Source organism: Fervidicola ferrireducens (genome assembly GCF_001562425.1).
In the GTDB taxonomy this organism is placed as follows: Bacteria; Bacillota; Thermosediminibacteria; order Thermosediminibacterales; family Thermosediminibacteraceae; genus Fervidicola; species Fervidicola ferrireducens.
This window is the reverse complement of record NZ_LOED01000001.1, coordinates 106978-123116: the sequence shown is the minus strand read 5'-3', so window position 1 is coordinate 123116 and position 16139 is coordinate 106978. Positions and strand designations below refer to the sequence as shown.

Below are 16139 nucleotides of genomic sequence, written 5' to 3'. Positions count from 1 at the left end.
ACAGGTCGTCTATTATTTGGTATATTTTATTTAAAAGCGATATGCTTAAAAATACATAACGATGGAGGGGGAACTATGCACTTAAGAAAAAAGTCCGCTTTTATGGTGTTTTTTTTAACGACGTTGCTGATGGTGTTTATCGTGACATCCTGCGGAAATAAAAGTCTTTCGGATTCGCAGGGCGAAAATCAAGGTAAAGGAGAAATAATTCTTGCCACCACCACGAGTACCCAGGACACGGGACTTTTAGACGTGCTCATCCCGCTTTTTGAACAAAAGACCGGTTACAAGGTTAAGACCATAGCGGTGGGGACGGGGCAGGCCCTTGCGATGGGAGAAAGGGGCGATGCCGATGTAATGCTGGTTCATGCGCCGGAAGCGGAGATGGAACTGGTTAAAAAAGGCGCTGCGATTAACCGGATGCTGGTCATGCACAACGATTTCGTGGTGGTAGGACCCCCGGAAGACCCCGCAGGAATAAGAAAGGCCAAAAGCGCTGCGGAAGCCTTCAAATTGATTGCGCAAAAGCAGGCTCTCTTCATATCGAGGGGCGACGATTCTGGCACTCACAAAAAGGAACTCCAGATATGGAAACAGGCGGGGGTTGAAAATCCGGAGGGTAAATGGTACCAATCGACGGGCCAGGGCATGGGAGCTACGCTCGATATAGCTTCCGAAAAAGGAGGCTACACCCTCACCGACAGGGGGACGTACCTTGCAAAAAAGGATGACCTTCGCCTGGAAATATTGGTGGAAGGGGCGAAAGAGCTTCTCAATATATACCATGTCATGCAGACAAATCCCGAATACGTAAAAAAGACCAATCCGAATGCGGCCAGGATGATAAACTCTGAAGGTGCAAAAGCTTTTGTGGATTTCATGGTAAGCGAAGAAGCTCAAAAAATTATTGGGGAATTCGGGAAGGATAAATTCGGACAACCTCTGTTTTTCCCCGACGCCGGAAAGGATGAAGGAGAGCTTTTAAAAGGGGAGTGATATTTCTGAAAGTATTTTCCATAATAGGTCGCGTTAAAGGCAAGAATGGGCTTGCTGGCAAAATTGCAAAAGAACTTAAGCTTCGGGGTTATACCGTTGGCGTTTTGAAGGGCGAGAATAATTTTATTAGTAATTATGAAAAAATAGAGGGTGCAGATATGATCGCTTTCTTGGGCCGAGAGAGCACGGCAATTTCTTTTCCGAGGAAGTTTTCTCTCAACGAAATTATAGGTTTTTACAAGCAGGATTTTGTGATATTGGAAGATGTGTTGGCTGCTGCGGTTCCGAAACTGCTTTGTGCAGAAAGTGAGGAGGAAATAGCGAAGGTTTTGGACGGGACCGTTTTCGCGATTAGCGGTGCTGTTTCACTCAAGATGAAAAGATATGGTGATGTTCCAGTTATTAATGCCGAGACAAACATAGGGGAGCTCGTGGACCTCATTGAGGAAAGGGTATTTGAGAAGCTTCCCGATCTGGAAGGGAAAGGTTGCGGAAGTTGTGGGAAAAGCTGCGGAAAGATGGCCGAAGATATACTGAAAAAAAGGGCGTCCAGGGAGGATTGCCGGGCGAAGAACTCCGTAAAGGTATGGATAAATGGCAGAGAAGTCCCGATGGTGCCTTTTGTCCAGAAAACTTTTGAAGCGGTGATAACGGCTTTCCTGTCCCAATTGAAGGGCTTTGAAAAGGGAGATATAAAAATTATTATGACAGTGAAGGAATGAAAATTTTGTAAAAGAATAATTAGCAAAGAAAATGAGGAATATGCCCTGATTTTAGAAAAAATTAAGCCGAAATTGCCGATATTTCGGCTTAATTTATTTATTTTTTTATTCGATATAAAAAAGGAAGAAAATCAAAGAGGGTGAAGGCTATGCGTATCGAGGGCGCAAAAAGCGTTGATATTCACCTTGTCGGCACAAACAGGTGGTCAAAAGAAGCGGAGGTTCTCGCGGAGAACTCCAGGGAAGGTCTGAGGAATGCGAAAGAGGTTTTAGATGCTCCGGTCAGAGAATTTACGGAAGGCGACTTCAAAAATCTTGCCGAGGACCTGGAGGATCTGGCGATAGAAATAAAAGATATGCGGTTTGAATTTTCCATCCATGAGGAAACCAAAAGGGTCATAGTGAGGATATACGACAGGGAAAGCAACGAGCTCATAAGCGAGATACCTCCGGAAAAGTTTTTAGACCTCATAGCGAACATCTGGAAACAAGTGGGGTTAATTATAGATAAAAAGGTATGATTGGTTTAAAATTAAGGCAGGTGGTGAAAATATGGCTTACAGCAACTTGAGGATAGGTGGCCTTGCCTCGGGAATTGACATTGACCAGATAATTTCGGACCTCATGAAAGTAGAGCGCACAAAGGTTGACAAGCTCTACCAGCAAAAAAAGATTTTGGAGTGGCAAAAAGAAGATTACCGGAACATCAATCTGAAGCTTAAGTCTTTGTACGATTTCGTCTTTAACATGAAGCTTCAGGGTACGTATTTGAAGTACAAGACGACGGGTACGCTTTCTTCCGGGCAATCGGCAGACACTTATTTTACTGCCAGCGCCGGCGCTTCCGCCATTCCAGGGGAGTATAAGGTAAGTGTAGTAAGTCTTGCCGAAAGCGCGAAGCTTGAAAGCGGAAGTCCTATATCAGTAACTTATAAGCAAATAGATCCCTCAAAATCCATAAAGGATCAGCGAGATTACTTTGCAAACGACCCGTTCGGCGGAAACGATACATTGAGTGAATTTAAGTTTACCATCACGGCAAACGGTAAGTCCAAAACCTTCATCTTCAAGACGACTGACTCTTTGAATTACATACTTTCAACAATATCATCAGACAGCACGATAAATGTCTCAGCGTATTATGACCCTATCACCGATAAGGTTGTATTTAAGACCAAGGATACCGGGGCAAGTACAAGTATCAGCATTATAAATGAAAATGGCGGTGGCAACCTGTTTGGAGAAACAGGTGCCTTTAAGATAAGTGGCTCAGGTACAGGTAAAAACGCTGTTGTAAAAATAAGTGATATAGATGGAACGAATGAAATCACCATAGAAAAAACCTCCAATACCTTTACCATAGGCGGTATTACATTCAATCTGAGAAAGGAGATGGCTCCGGGGGAAAGCGCTATACTCAAAGTGGAGCGGGATATCGACGGTGTCGTCGATACGATAAAGAAGTTCGTGGAGTTGTACAACGAAACCATAGACTACATAAACAAAGAGCTCAGCGAGCAGCGCTATAGGGATTACCTTCCCCTTACCGAGGAGCAAAAAAAGGAAATGAAGGAAGACGAGATTAAGTTATGGGAGGAAAAGGCAAGGAGCGGCCTTTTGCGTTCGGACCAGCTTGTGATGTCCATACGGGATAAGATGAGAGAAATACTGTACACTCCGGTAAAAGGGCTTCCTGCCGAATTCGATTCGCTTCTGGACATAGGCATAAAAACCGGATCTTATTACGAAAAAGGAAAACTGTACCTTGATGAGGCAAAATTACGGGAAGCCCTGAGTAAGGACCCCGAAGCGGTAATGAGGCTATTTACGAACGCGGGTGACAGCTCTACCGGAAAGGGAATAGCGGTAAGCCTTTACGATGTGCTTAAAGCAGGGATTAAGAGCATTACAGATAAGGCAGGAGGCGGAGATTTTGAGGTTTTCGACAACAGTTTTCTCGCAAGGAGGATAAGGGAAGTAGACGATAAAATTAAAGTAATGGAAGAAAAGCTCAAAGAAATCGAGGACCGCTACTGGCGGCAGTTTACGGAGATGGAAAAGGCCATAGCGGCCATGAATCAGCAGAGCATGTGGCTCGCAAACCAGCTGGGGCTTTATAGCTCAAATTCATAAAGAAAAAAAAAGGGGGGGTCTTCGGTGGTGAATCCGTACCAGCAGTATCAGGAAAATCAAGTAATGACGGCACCGCCGGAAAGGCTGGTGCTGATGCTTTATGAAGGTGCGCTTAGGTTTTTGAGACTTGCCAAAAAGGCCGTAGAAGAAAAAAATTATGCCGATGCAAACAACTACATTGTGAGAGTGGAAGATATAATAATGGAACTCAACATGAGCCTCGACATGAATTACGAGCTTTCGAAAAATCTGAGAAGCCTTTACAACTTCATCTACGAGAAGCTGATAGAGGCGAATATAAAAAAGGATTTAAGTAAGTTGGAAGAGGTAGAAGGGTTGCTCGAAGGGCTAAAGGAAGCATGGCAGGGGGCCTACGTCGAGGTCATGAAGGCAAAAAAGACGGCGTTATAATTATGCTATAATAATATAAAAAACGGAAAAGAGACGATTGTATGGAAGTGCTATTTAGCGAAAAGATAAAAAACCTTGAGGAAATTTTAGCCATTACCTTAAAAATGAAAGAAGCGGTAATTGCTGAGGACACTTCAGCATTGCTGGAGCTGGTGGAAAAAAGAAGGCAGCTCATAGAAATATCCGAGAAGATAGATGAGAAAATAAAAAGAGAATTTGCCGGTATGGATGAGGGCATTGAAAGCTTTAAGAGAAGTATAAGAGAAAAGCTTTTGGAAATAAAAATGCACGATGAAGAAGTCGTAAAGCTGGCAAAAAAACTTTATACAGACATTGAGAGAAAAATTAACGATTTAAATTTTGCTAAAAAGGTAACGCAACGATATACCGATCCATTCAGTAAAGCGAATTTCGGCGAAGGTTTTTTTATCGATAAAAGGGAATAGTACTTTTTTTGGGAGCGGGGTTTAAAAATGGTTGATTTGACGGGCGTACACCGGGTAATCTCTCGAATAGAGGAGATAAAAGCAAGGTTTAACGTAAATGTAGAAAAGAGTTTCGGCGAAATTTTAGAAAATGCGATAAGTGAATATGAGACAAAGCTAAACAAAGCGAAAGATAATGTACAGGAGGCAGATATCCCCGAAAAGAAGGCGAAGGAAATAATAGAACGAACGGCAAGAGCTTTGGGTGTGGATGCGGATTTAGCTCTTGCAGTAGCCAAGGTGGAGTCCAATTTTAAGCAGAATGCCGTGTCCAGTAAAGGCGCAGTAGGAATAATGCAGCTCATGCCGACGACTGCAGCGAGTCTAGGGGTGAATCCCTACGACGTAGAAGAAAACGTGCTGGGAGGGGTTTTTTATCTAAAAAAGCTCCTCGAACGCTACGACGGTGATGTAGTTAAAGCTTTGGCGGCATACAATGCCGGGCCTTTTAATGTCGAGAAATATGGAGGAATTCCCCCCTTTAGGGAGACTCAGGAATATGTGGAAAAGGTAATGAAATATTACATGAGCATGAAAGAAAAATAAATTTTTCTTGCTTTTTTTCTTTTTAAGGTATATAATTAGCATAAGGCATTGCTTAGGTCTGTGGTTGAAAGTCGAAGCCTGCCGCGGGCAAAGCGACTCCCTCCGGGTATTTGATACCCACGGCGGCCGGTGGAGGGGATGACCAGGTCAGCTAAGGAATGCCGGAAGAATCTAAATCAAAGTGAGGGGTTTTTTTAATGGCATTCCAGGACAAGGTATTAGTATGCAAAGACTGTGGGAAGGAGTTCGTCTTTACAGCAGGCGAACAGGAATTCTACGCGCAGAAGGGCTTTGAAAACGAGCCCAGCCGCTGCAAGGCATGCAGGGACGCGAGAAAGGCAAGCAGGAGGGATTTCGGCGGGAGGAAAGCAGCGCAGAGGACACTGTACGATGCAGTTTGTGCCGACTGCGGCGCGCCAACAAAGGTACCTTTCAAGCCCAGGAACGACAGGCCGGTGTACTGCAGCGAATGCTTCAGGAAGCACAGAGTTGCAAGCGAAATTTAAGTAAGATTAACTAACGTAAATAGAGGTCCGGGATACCGGGCCTTTTATTTTTTTAAAAACGTATTGAAATATTATTCCGGGCAATGTATAATTATACCCAAAAGCGTGAAAAAGGAGGCAAAGCTGGAATGAAAAAAATCTTCGCAATACTATTGATTCTGGTTTTTGCAGCGGTGTTCGCTGTCGGGTGTGGACAAAAGCAAACGGCGAATCAGCAAAGTTCCCAGGGGACTACAAATGCCCAGGGAAGCGCCCAGGAAGATGCGGTTGAAAGAATAAAGAAGGCCGGGAAATTGGTGGTTGGGACCAGCGCCGACTACCCGCCTTTTGAGTTTCACCAGGTGGTAAACGGGAAGGATGAAATAGTGGGCTTTGACATCGATTTGGCCAAAGCCATAGCGGACGAACTGGGAGTGGAGCTGGAAATAAAGGATATGGACTTTAAGAGCATAATTCCCGCTGTGCTCACAAAGACGGTCGACATAGGGATTGCCGGTTTTACCATAACTGAAGAAAGGAAAAAGAGCGTCAACTTTTCCGATCCCTATCTCGAAGGAGGACAGCAAATTATAACCTATAAAGGAAGCGGTGTAAAAAGCAAAGAAGACCTGAAGGGCAAGACCATAGGAGTGCAGATTAGCACGACTGGAGAAGAAGAGGCGAAGAAAATAGAAGGTGCAAAACTAAAGCAGTTTGACACGGTAGATGCAGCGATGATGGACCTTTTGAACAAGCGCATCGAAGCTGTGATTGTAGACTTTGCCGTAGCTCAGGCTTATGCCGCCAATAATCCGGACAAATTGGAGCTCGTAGGTGAGATGCTGGACGATGCGGCAAAAGCAGTCGTATTGCGAAAGGAGGATGTAAAACTCCTTGAAGTAGTAAACAAGGTCATAAAGCAGCTAAAGGGAAGCGGCGAGCATGAAAAACTCGTTAAAAAATGGTTTATAGACTACAAACCCTCGAATTAGGTTTAGGACCGAAAGGAGAAAATCCAGTTGGATAAATTGAATTTTTCAATAGTTCTACCTTACATCCATCTATTTTTCAGAGGAGCGCTCACGGCCTTTGAAATTACCCTGCTTGCGGTGCTCATCGGCATCGTCATAGGAACGTTTATGGGAATAGGGAAGATGTCCCGGCTTTTCCCGGTGAGATTTCTCTGCAGCGCTTACGTCGAGGTTATAAGGGGCACTCCGCTCCTTGTACAACTTCTCATATTCTATTTCGGACTTCCGCAGATTTTGGGATTTACCATACCCGAGTTCCCGGCAGCTGTGCTGGCACTGGGAATTAACAGCGGAGGTTATGTGGCTGAAATAGTAAGGGGGGGAATCCTCGCCGTAGACAGGGGGCAGATGGAAGCGGCAAGGTCCCTGGGGATGACGTACGGTCAGGCCATGAGGTATATAATCCTGCCGCAGGCTTTTAAAAAAATGATTCCTCCTTTGGGCAACGAATTTGTGACGCTTTTAAAGAACTCATCTCTTGCCACTACGATAGGATTTCCGGAACTTACCAGGGCGGCCCAGATAGTGGCTGGAAACACCTACAGGCCTTTTGAGCCTTACTTGACGGCGGCTGCATTTTACTTCGTTATGACGGTCAGTTTTTCGTGGCTGATGTCGCTTATCGAAAGGAGGCTGGCGGCCAGTGATTGAAGTTAAAGACCTTTATAAGAATTTCGGAAAACTCGAAGTATTGAAAGGCATCAACGCCAGGATAGAAAAAGGAGAAGTCGTGGTGGTCATAGGCCCCAGCGGTTCCGGAAAGAGCACCTTTTTGAGGTGCCTTAACCTCCTGGAAAAACCCACAAGAGGAGAGATAAAAATCGAGGGCAAGTCGCTTCTCGACCCGTCGACGGATATAAACAAGGTGAGGCAGGACGTGGGGATGGTTTTCCAGCACTTTAACCTTTTCCCCCACAAGACGGTGGTAGAAAATATAACTCTCGCGCCGATAAAGGTAAAGGGAATATCCCCTAAAGATGCTAGAGAAAAAGCAATGGAATTGCTGGAAAGGGTAGGCCTTGCCGATAAAGCAGAGTGTTTTCCCGCTTCCCTTTCAGGAGGGCAAAAACAGCGGGTTGCCATAGCCAGAGCCCTTGCCATGAATCCGAAAGTAATGCTCTTTGACGAGCCAACCTCTGCCCTGGACCCAGAGATGATAAAGGAAGTGCTGGATGTCATGAAGGACCTGGCTTCGGAGGGCATGACTATGGTGGTCGTGACCCACGAGATGAGGTTTGCCAGGGAAGTGGGAGACAGGGTGCTTTTTATGGATGAAGGAAAGATACTGGAAGAAGGCACTCCCGAAGAAATTTTCGAAAGCCCCCAAAATCCGAGGACAAAGGAGTTTTTAAGCAAAATATTGTAGAAAAGTAAAACCCCTCCCATTTTAGAAACCCCCGGGCGCAATGCCCGGGGGTTTTATTTAAGATTAAATTAACATATCCCGTGCCTTAAAAAGCTTGTATATCATAAGGCATGCCGAAATAAGGAGCAGTAATGAAAGGACGGGCGGGATTGTAATCAAAAGCCGCGCGAATTCCGGCGATTTTCCGGTAGCCTGGACGGTTTCAGAAAGCACGCCGGAGTAGTCCTTCAAAACCCGGTATCCGAACCGGAGCCAGAGGGTCGACACCGCGAAGGATACGGGGAAAACAAACAGTGCCATGGTATAGCCCATGGCCCGCCTTTTTTTCAAGGCGTTTAATCCAAGGAAAATTGGGAGCACCAAAACTAAGGAAAAGACGGCGCCAACAAATTGCGGAGAAAGGGCCATAAGTAAAGCTGAAGTCAAGGTGAATAGTCTAATTCCCGTATTCAGCGGTCCCAAAGAATTGGTGAAATCAAAATAGGCGGCATTGGCGTATCGCAAAAAAGAGTAAACTTCATTCAAGTTGTTGCCGTTTTTTAGCAAAGCTTTGCCTTTTTTCAGGAGAGATTCGTAGACCTGTTTTTGGGTTTCCCCTTTTATCAAATCTGCATCAAAATTACGGTAACGATTTTTTGCCTTTTCAAGCTCCTTCGTCAGGGAAGCTCGAATTCTCGGTGAAATGGAGGAGGAATTTAACTTTTTCTCGATGGAAGTTAATATGCCAAATATTTCATTTTCCAAGCTATAACCCCCAGCTTGCCAAATTTTTTGTTTTAACTTTTCAGCCATATTAAATTATAATTAAATTATAGCATATTAAGACATCACTTTGGAGGGGTATCTATGGCTCCCTCTCTCAAAGGTGAGGCGGAATATGTGATAGAGCTTTTAAAAAATATCATCGAAATGATCCCGGATGCCGTTATGGTGGCCGACAGAGAAGGAAAATGCATTATGGTAAACCAGGCTTACAAAAACTTGAGCGGCCTTTCGGAAGAAGATGTGGTCGGAAAACCGGCAGATGTCGACATAGCAGAAAATGACAGCGTCCTCATCAAATCCATCCGCGAGGGCAGGGAATTTTCCAATCTTTTCCGGCGGGTGGGCCCGGAAAGGAGGGAGGTTCTCTGCAGCGCAAAGCCCATTTATATCAGGGGAGAACTGGTGGGAAGTGTTGGAGTGATGCACGACATATCGGAGATTAAAAGGATGAGCAGGGAACTGGAGCTAAAGACAAAAATGCTTCGCAACCTGGAGTCCAAGTACACGCTGGATGACATACTGGGAAACAGCGAAAAGATCATGAAGGCGAAGGAAGAAGCCAAAGCCTGTGCCGGCGTGTCGGCGACCGTATTGCTCGTGGGAGAAAGCGGAACCGGCAAGGAACTCTTCGCCCACGCCATCCACAACATGAGCCCGAGGGCTTCAGGACCTTTTGTAAGGGTGAACTGTGCTGCCATAAATAAAGAGCTTTTGGAAAGCGAGCTTTTCGGGTACGAAGGAGGCGCCTTCACCGGTTCGCTGAGGTACGGGAAAAAGGGGTATTTTGAGCAGGCCGACGGCGGGACGCTGTTTTTGGATGAAATAAGCGAATTCAGCCTCCCCGCTCAGGCGAAGCTTCTAAGGGTGCTTCAGGAGCAGGAAGTGATGAGGATTGGCAGCACCGTGCCCAAAAAAGTGGACGTAAGGATTATAGCTGCCACCAACCGAAACTTGGAGGAAGAAGTGCGAAAGGGGAATTTCAGACACGACCTTTACTACCGCCTGAACGTGGTCAGGATAACGATACCGCCGCTGAGGGAGAGAAAGGAAGATATACCGCTTCTTTGCAAAAGCATAATAAAAAAGTACAACCAGAAGTACGGCCGGGGGATTAATTCGATATCAAAAAAAGCTATGGAGATTTTGATGTCCTACGACTGGCCAGGAAACGTGAGGGAACTTGAAAACGTAATAAGCCGCGCCATGATAAACATGGACATATCCGAAAAGGAGATAAAGCCCGAACACCTGCCGGAGCTGGCGGATCATCAGGGGGCTATGAGGCAGCTTGCGGATGGCGAGATTGTGATAAGCTTGAATGGCAAGACTTGGGAGCAGGTAAAAAGAGAGTTTGAGTCAAAGGTTCTCAGTTATTTCCTGAACAGGAAAAAGTCCAAAACCGAAATTGCAAAAGACCTCGGCATAACTCGAAGGGCGTTGTACAAAAAGCTTAAGTTATTGGAAAGTAGTGAAATAACAGAATAAATGCGACGATTGCGAAAAAAACGGGAACAAAAGTATACATTACGGATGTTTCCGGGCCTCATAAAATCGAATGCGAGAACAAAAGTATACGCCGGTGAGAACGAAATTACACGCAAATCCCTCCCCGAAAGACGTTCGACGAATTGGTATATTTTTTGCTTATTATAATTTTTGTCGAAAAATGAAAGGGGAGGGTTGATTTTGAAGATAGATATTTTTAAAGAGATGGAGAAACACGGTTTCGAGCAGATAATCTTCAATTACGACAAAACCACCGGACTTAAGGCGATTATAGCCATTCACGATACCACGTTGGGTCCTGCGCTCGGTGGCTGCCGCATGTGGCCTTACGAATCGGAGGATGAAGCCCTGATCGATGCCATGCGGCTTGCAAAAGGTATGACATATAAATGCGCCATATCGGATAACAATTTCGGAGGCGGTAAGACGGTCATTATTGGTGACCCCAAGAAAGACAAGTCGGAAGCGCTTTTTAGGGCTTTAGGCAGGTTCGTTCAGACATTAGGAGGAAGGTACTACACCGGGACCGATGTGGGGACTACAGGGATGGATTTCGTATATGCCAGCCGGGAATCCGACTATCTCGTGGGGCTGCCCGAGGAGTACGGAGGAAGCGGAAATTCCGCTCTTCCAACAGCTTACGGTGTGTACAGGGGTATGAAGGCTGCGGCCAGGGTAGTGTTTGGCACAGAATCTTTAAAAGGCATGAAAGTTGCTATTCAAGGGGTCGGCAAGGTCGGGCAGATTCTGGTGGATTATCTCGCCGAAGAGGGGGCAAAGACGGTAATTTCCGATATAAGTGAGGAAAACATAAACAAGGTGAAATCGAAACATCCACATGTAGAGGTGGTGGAACCCGAAAATATATACGATGTGGAGTGCGATATATTTGCCCCATGCGCTCTGGGCGGAATATTAAACGATGATACCATTCCGAGATTGAGATGCAAAATAATAGCCGGTTCTGCCAACAACCAGCTTCTTGAGCCACGTCACGGGGATATGCTGCACGAAAAAGGTATCCTATACGCCCCCGACTATGTCGTGAACGCCGGAGGGCTCATACAGGTGGCCGACGAACTGGAATACAAAGATAATGAAAAACGGCACGAACGAGTTATGATGAAAACCGCCGCCATTTACGACATCCTGATCAAGATATTCACTATAAGCAAGGAGCAAAATATCCCCCCTCATAAGGTAGCTGACAGGCTTGCAGAAGAAAGAATAGAAGTTATCGGAAAACTTAAAACTACTTACGTGAAAAGGTAGGCGGAAGGTATATGGGGCTTTGTATACTTGCAATAAATCCGGGTTCAACATCTACCAAAATATCGGTATTTGATGGTGAAGAAGAAGTTTTTACCGAAAATATAGTGCACGATTATGAGGAATTGAAAAAGTTCAAAAATGTGATTGAGCAGCAAGACTACCGTTACGAAGCCATCTTAAAGGCTTTAAAAGAAAAAGGATTTTCCCTCGACCGGATAGACGTGGTGGCGGCAAGGGGAGGAATAATGCGGCCGGTTAAGGCCGGAACTTACCGCATAAACGAAAGCATGCTTGAAGACCTGAAAAATGCCGTGGGGGGAGAGCACGCTTCCAACGTTTCGGCTTTCATTGCCCACCGTATCGCGAAGGAAAAGGGCATCCCTGCATTTGTCGTGGATCCAGTTTCGGTGGATGAAATGGAGGATGTGGCGCGGATTTCTGGACTTTGCGGAATCGAAAGGAAGAGCTTGTCCCATGCGCTCAATATAAGGTGCGTCGTGTATAAAATTGCCCAAGAGCTGGGGAAAACGCCGGCGGAGCTAAATTTCATAGTGGCCCACCTGGGGGGAGGAATTTCCATCGCTGCCATCGAAAGAGGGCGGATGGTGGATGTGGAGAGCGCTAACTGCGAAGGGCCCTTTTCTCCGGAGAGAACCGGCGGACTTCCCATCCTGGAACTGGTGGAATTGTGTTTCAGCGGCAAATATACGAAAGAAGAGATAAAAAGAAAGTTAATCCAGGAAGGCGGCCTTTATTCGTACCTTGGCACGAAAGATGTAAAAGAAGTGGAAGAAAGGGCAGAAAATGGTGATAAAAAAGCCGCCCTCCTGCTGGATGCGATGGTATACCAGATAGCCAAGGGCATCGGCGAGATGGCGACGGTATTGAAAGGCGAGGTGGACTTTATAGTCCTCACAGGGGGCATCACCAAGTCTGAGCGAATTTGCGATGCTATATCGGAAAGGGTAAAGTTTATTGCGCCGGTCAGGAGGATTCCGGGTGAGGAGGAAATGAGGGCCCTGGCGGAGGCGGCATGTCGTGTGATGGAGGGAAAAGAAGAAATTTTGTGCTACGGGGAGGAAAGGCAATATGTTTAAAAACTTCAACGAAATGCTGGAAAAATTGAGAAACCTCCCCCCTCTTCGCGTAAGTGTCGTACAAGCTGCCGATGCCGCGGTGCTGGAAGCCGTGAAGGATGCCTGCGATAAGGGCATAATCGAGCCGATTTTAGTCGGCGAAAAAGAGAAGATTCAAAAAGAGGCACTGAAAGCAGGATTTCCAGTAAAAAATGTGGAAATTGTAGATTGTTCACCGGAGGAAGCTCCTTTAACCGGTGTTCGCCTGGTGCATGAGAACAGGGCCGACGTGCTCATGAAGGGCCTCGTGGACACTGCGACGTTCATGAAAGCCGTCCTCAATCCCGATTTCGGATTGAGGACCGGGGAACTTTTAAGCCATTTGGCGGCCTTTGAAGTGCCCAACTTCAACAGGATAATTTTCGTAACCGACGGCGGCATAAACATCGCGCCGACCCTTGAAGAAAAGATTTCCATCCTGAAAAATGCAATAAGAGCCTTAAGAGCAATCGGATACACCGAACCAAAAGTAGCCGTGCTTTCTGCGGTGGAGACCGTTTCTTTCAAGATGCAGTCTTCGGTAGATGCCGCCATTCTGGCGAAGATGGCGGAAAGAAACCAGATAAAAGGCGCTTTGGTGGATGGACCTCTGGCTCTGGACAACGCCGTTAGCGAGGAAGCGGCTGCACATAAGGGAATAAAAAGCCCGGTGGCCGGCAGGGCCGACCTGATACTGGTTCCCAACATTGAAACGGGTAACGCCCTGGGCAAGTCCCTGACTTTTCTCGCAGGTGGCCTAATGGCAGGCATAGTGGTCGGAGCAAAAGCGCCGGTAGTGCTGTCGTCGCGTGCGGATTCACCCCTTTCCAAACTGATGTCCATTGTATTAGCATGTCTTGTTAAGCGAGGTGAAAAGACTTGAAGAAAGCATTTCTTACCGGAAACGAAGCTATAGCCCGCGGTGCGTACGAATACGCGGTAAGTTTTGCATCGGCCTATCCGGGCACCCCCAGCACTGAAATATTGGAGAATATATCAAAGTACCCCGAAATATACGCCGAATGGGCTCCTAACGAAAAAGTAGCGCTGGAAGCTGCAGCAGGGGCTTCTATGGCCGGCGCAAGAGCCATAGTTTCAATGAAACACGTGGGCTTGAATGTAGCGGCCGACCCGCTTTTTACCCTAGCTTATACCGGTGTAAACGGCGGCCTTGTAATCGTTACCGCCGATGACCCGGGTATGCACAGCTCGCAGAACGAACAGGACAACAGAAATTTTGCGCCTTTTGCGAAAATCCCCATGCTGGAGCCCTCCGACAGCCAGGAGGCAAAGGATCTGATCGGTGAAGCCTTGAAAATAAGCGAGATGTTCGATACTCCCATTCTTTTCCGGACCACGACGCGCGTATCCCACAGCCGAAGCGTTGTACAATTGGGCGAGAGAAAGTCCTTGGAAATGAAGCCCTATTCTAAAAATCCGGAAAAATTCGCCATGATTCCCGGCTTTGCCAGGAAAAGAAGATTAAATTTAAAGGACAGGCTCGCAGCTTTAGAGGATTACAGCGAACAGTTCCCCTACAACAGGATAGAGTTGGGCAAAAATTATGAAGTCGGAATAATAACGAGCGGCATCAGCTACCAGTACGTTAAGGAAGTTTTCGGCGACGAAGTGAGTGTTTTGAAACTCACGATGACCTTCCCCCTTCCCAAAAAACTCATCGCCGCTTTTGCAGAAAAGGTAAAGGAAATCTACGTGGTGGAGGAGCTAGACCCGTACCTTGAAAACCAGATAAAGGCGATGGGGTTTAAAGTAAAGGGTAAGGAGGTAATTCCGGAAATCGGCGAGCTGAGCCCCGAAATACTGCGGGAAAAACTGAAGGGGGAAAAACCGGGTATTACCTTCAAACCGTATGCTCAGCTGCCTTCAAGACCTCCCGTGCTGTGTCCGGGATGCCCCCACAGGGGTGTTTTCTACGTGCTCAAAAAGATGAAAGCAGTGGTGACCAGCGATATAGGCTGTTACAGCCTGGGAGTGCTTCCTCCTTTGGAGTCCATCGACAGCATACTGTGCATGGGTGCCAGCATCAGCATGGGGCACGGATTTAAAAAGGCCTTTGAAGCTAACGGCAAGAATGCCACCGTGATTACAGTCATAGGGGATTCCACCTTCCTGCATTCAGGCATTACGTCGCTTATGGACGCCGTCTACAACCGCAGCAATACCATAAATATTATTGTGGACAACAGCATTACCGCCATGACCGGCCACCAGCACCATCCCGGCACCGGGTACAACGCAAAAGAAGAACCCGCTCCGGCGGTATCTCTGGAAGCCATCTACAGGGCCCTCGGCGTCGAAAACGTGGTTGTAGTGGATTCCTACGATTTGAAGGCGGTCGAAAATGCAGTGAAAGACGCGATGAAGTACAAAGACGGCCCGAGCGTGATAATTGCAAGAAGGGCCTGTGCTTTGCTGAAAGGGAAGGGTCCCAAGGGACTTTACGCCGTAAATGAGGAAAAGTGCAGGAAGTGCAAAATCTGCTTGAGGCTGGGATGCCCTGCGATCCAGGTCAAGGGCGACGGGGTATTCATTAACCCCTTGAGCTGCGTCGGATGTGCGGTCTGCGTCCAGGTGTGTCCCTTCGGCGCAATAGAAAAGGCGGGTGATGAGTAATGGCGGTAAAGAGCATATTCATTTCCGGAGTTGGCGGGCAGGGGACCATTCTCGCTGGGAAGGTTATAACAACCGCCTTGGTGAACCTGGGTTACGACGTTAAAATGTCCGAAGTCCACGGGATGGCCCAGAGAGGAGGAAGCGTAATAACCCAGATAAGATATGGCGATAGGGTTTATTCACCTCTCATTGAAAAAGGAAGGGCGGATGTGCTTTTGGCCTTCGAGAAGCTTGAAGCGGCAAGGTACGTGGAGTACCTTTCGCCGGAAGGCACTCTTATCGTCAATGACCTTGAAATGCCTCCGGCGTCGGTCCTGGTGGGTAAGGAGGAATATCCGGCCGACATAGTTGAGCGCCTGAAAGAAGAGATAAGAAATATGATAGTGGTTGATGCGGTCGGGGTTGCAAAAGAATGCGGCGAAATACGGGCTCAGAATATGGTGCTGGTGGGTGTCTTGGCCAGGGTGATGGACTGGCCTAAAGATGCCTTCGTCGAGGTAATCAGGGATGTAGTCCCTGCCAAATACGTTGATGTGAATATCAGTGCTTTTGAAAGAGGGTGGGATATGGGCATGCTGTAAGGCTTGTAGAACTTTTTTTAAAGATAATTTTAAGAATATTAGCAAATGCAACCATTTTATTCAAAGGCAAAATAATTATATTGACAAAGAG

18 protein-coding genes are annotated in these 16139 nt (G+C 46.7%); 17 read left to right on the top strand and 1 reads right to left on the bottom strand.

The window, feature by feature from the left end; translation table 11 throughout:
* The first annotated feature begins 75 nt into the window (after positions 1-75).
* From AN618_RS00565 to AN618_RS00515, 11 genes are all read left to right on the top strand, one after another.
* Positions 76-996 (top strand): ABC transporter substrate-binding protein, encoded by a 921-nt coding sequence (locus AN618_RS00565; RefSeq protein ID WP_066350774.1) that lies wholly within the window; start codon positions 76-78, stop codon positions 994-996.
* Positions 993-1718, top strand: coding sequence for a hypothetical protein (locus AN618_RS00560; RefSeq protein ID WP_066350773.1), 726 nt, complete (start codon positions 993-995; stop codon positions 1716-1718). Before AN618_RS00565 ends, AN618_RS00560 begins: the two co-directional genes overlap by 4 nt.
* Positions 1719-1867: 149 nt before the next feature.
* The gene (locus AN618_RS00555; protein ID WP_066350768.1) at positions 1868-2239 is read left to right on the top strand and encodes a flagellar protein FlaG; all 372 of its coding nucleotides are present in this window, start codon (positions 1868-1870) and stop codon (positions 2237-2239) included.
* 31 nt (positions 2240-2270) lie between these two features.
* Positions 2271-3851: a flagellar filament capping protein FliD gene (gene fliD / locus AN618_RS00550; protein ID WP_066350767.1), complete on the top strand. Its 1581-nt coding sequence runs from the start codon at positions 2271-2273 to the stop codon at positions 3849-3851.
* A 24-nt stretch (positions 3852-3875) separates the two neighbouring features.
* Positions 3876-4262, top strand: coding sequence for a flagellar export chaperone FliS (gene fliS, locus AN618_RS00545; RefSeq protein WP_066350765.1), 387 nt, complete (start codon positions 3876-3878; stop codon positions 4260-4262).
* A 41-nt stretch (positions 4263-4303) separates the two neighbouring features.
* On the top strand, positions 4304-4708 hold the full coding sequence (locus tag AN618_RS00540) for a hypothetical protein (protein ID WP_066350764.1): 405 nt from the start codon (positions 4304-4306) through the stop codon (positions 4706-4708).
* A 27-nt stretch (positions 4709-4735) separates the two neighbouring features.
* Positions 4736-5293: a lytic transglycosylase domain-containing protein gene (locus AN618_RS00535; protein ID WP_066350763.1), complete on the top strand. Its 558-nt coding sequence runs from the start codon at positions 4736-4738 to the stop codon at positions 5291-5293.
* Between the two features lie 197 nt (positions 5294-5490).
* Entirely contained in the window at positions 5491-5799 is a 309-nt protein-coding gene (locus AN618_RS00530; protein ID WP_066350757.1) for a zinc-ribbon domain containing protein, read from the top strand.
* 128 nt (positions 5800-5927) lie between these two features.
* On the top strand, positions 5928-6770 hold the full coding sequence (locus AN618_RS00525) for a basic amino acid ABC transporter substrate-binding protein (protein ID WP_066350752.1): 843 nt from the start codon (positions 5928-5930) through the stop codon (positions 6768-6770).
* A 27-nt stretch (positions 6771-6797) separates the two neighbouring features.
* Positions 6798-7460, top strand: coding sequence for an amino acid ABC transporter permease (locus tag AN618_RS00520; protein ID WP_066350751.1), 663 nt, complete (start codon positions 6798-6800; stop codon positions 7458-7460).
* On the top strand, positions 7453-8175 hold the full coding sequence (locus AN618_RS00515; RefSeq protein ID WP_066350750.1) for an amino acid ABC transporter ATP-binding protein: 723 nt from the start codon (positions 7453-7455) through the stop codon (positions 8173-8175). Before AN618_RS00520 ends, AN618_RS00515 begins: the two co-directional genes overlap by 8 nt.
* Before the next feature lie 63 nt (positions 8176-8238).
* Here the strand turns inward: AN618_RS00515 and AN618_RS00510 are convergent, their stop codons facing one another.
* Complete coding sequence (locus AN618_RS00510; protein WP_066350748.1) at positions 8239-8919, bottom strand: hypothetical protein; 681 nt, start codon at positions 8917-8919, stop codon at positions 8239-8241.
* Between the two features lie 102 nt (positions 8920-9021).
* Between AN618_RS00510 and AN618_RS00505 the strand changes: the two genes are divergently transcribed.
* The 6 genes from AN618_RS00505 (at position 9022) to AN618_RS00480 (ending at position 16048) form a co-directional block, all read left to right on the top strand.
* Entirely contained in the window at positions 9022-10425 is a 1404-nt protein-coding gene (locus AN618_RS00505; RefSeq protein ID WP_066350747.1) for a sigma-54 interaction domain-containing protein, read from the top strand.
* Between the two features lie 207 nt (positions 10426-10632).
* Positions 10633-11718, top strand: a complete 1086-nt coding sequence (locus AN618_RS00500; RefSeq protein ID WP_066350985.1) for a Glu/Leu/Phe/Val dehydrogenase dimerization domain-containing protein — start codon at positions 10633-10635, stop codon at positions 11716-11718.
* Positions 11719-11729: 11 nt separating this feature from the next.
* Complete coding sequence (gene buk / locus AN618_RS00495) at positions 11730-12815, top strand: butyrate kinase (protein WP_066350744.1); 1086 nt, start codon at positions 11730-11732, stop codon at positions 12813-12815.
* Complete coding sequence (locus AN618_RS00490) at positions 12808-13716, top strand: bifunctional enoyl-CoA hydratase/phosphate acetyltransferase (RefSeq protein ID WP_066350741.1); 909 nt, start codon at positions 12808-12810, stop codon at positions 13714-13716. Before buk ends, AN618_RS00490 begins: the two co-directional genes overlap by 8 nt.
* Complete coding sequence (iorA, locus tag AN618_RS00485) at positions 13713-15467, top strand: indolepyruvate ferredoxin oxidoreductase subunit alpha (protein ID WP_066350739.1); 1755 nt, start codon at positions 13713-13715, stop codon at positions 15465-15467. The genes AN618_RS00490 and iorA overlap by 4 nt, the downstream gene beginning before the upstream one ends.
* Positions 15467-16048: an indolepyruvate oxidoreductase subunit beta gene (locus tag AN618_RS00480; RefSeq protein WP_066350737.1), complete on the top strand. Its 582-nt coding sequence runs from the start codon at positions 15467-15469 to the stop codon at positions 16046-16048. The genes iorA and AN618_RS00480 overlap by 1 nt, the downstream gene beginning before the upstream one ends.
* Positions 16049-16139 lie beyond the last annotated feature (91 nt).

Bases quoted from the DNA above. Each gene is read 5' to 3' on its own strand.
- AN618_RS00555 (WP_066350768.1), top strand. From the start codon at position 1,868: ATGCGTATCGAGGGCGCAAAAAGCGTTGATATTCACCTTGTCGGCACA.
- AN618_RS00505 (WP_066350747.1), top strand. From the start codon at position 9,022: ATGGCTCCCTCTCTCAAAGGTGAGGCGGAATATGTGATAGAGCTTTTA.
- AN618_RS00535 (WP_066350763.1), top strand. From the start codon at position 4,736: ATGGTTGATTTGACGGGCGTACACCGGGTAATCTCTCGAATAGAGGAG.
- AN618_RS00565 (WP_066350774.1), top strand. From the start codon at position 76: ATGCACTTAAGAAAAAAGTCCGCTTTTATGGTGTTTTTTTTAACGACG.
- AN618_RS00480 (WP_066350737.1), top strand. From the start codon at position 15,467: ATGGCGGTAAAGAGCATATTCATTTCCGGAGTTGGCGGGCAGGGGACC.
- buk (WP_066350744.1), top strand. From the start codon at position 11,730: ATGGGGCTTTGTATACTTGCAATAAATCCGGGTTCAACATCTACCAAA.
- fliD (WP_066350767.1), top strand. From the start codon at position 2,271: ATGGCTTACAGCAACTTGAGGATAGGTGGCCTTGCCTCGGGAATTGAC.
- AN618_RS00490 (WP_066350741.1), top strand. From the start codon at position 12,808: ATGTTTAAAAACTTCAACGAAATGCTGGAAAAATTGAGAAACCTCCCC.
- AN618_RS00525 (WP_066350752.1), top strand. From the start codon at position 5,928: ATGAAAAAAATCTTCGCAATACTATTGATTCTGGTTTTTGCAGCGGTG.
- AN618_RS00530 (WP_066350757.1), top strand. From the start codon at position 5,491: ATGGCATTCCAGGACAAGGTATTAGTATGCAAAGACTGTGGGAAGGAG.
- AN618_RS00540 (WP_066350764.1), top strand. From the start codon at position 4,304: ATGGAAGTGCTATTTAGCGAAAAGATAAAAAACCTTGAGGAAATTTTA.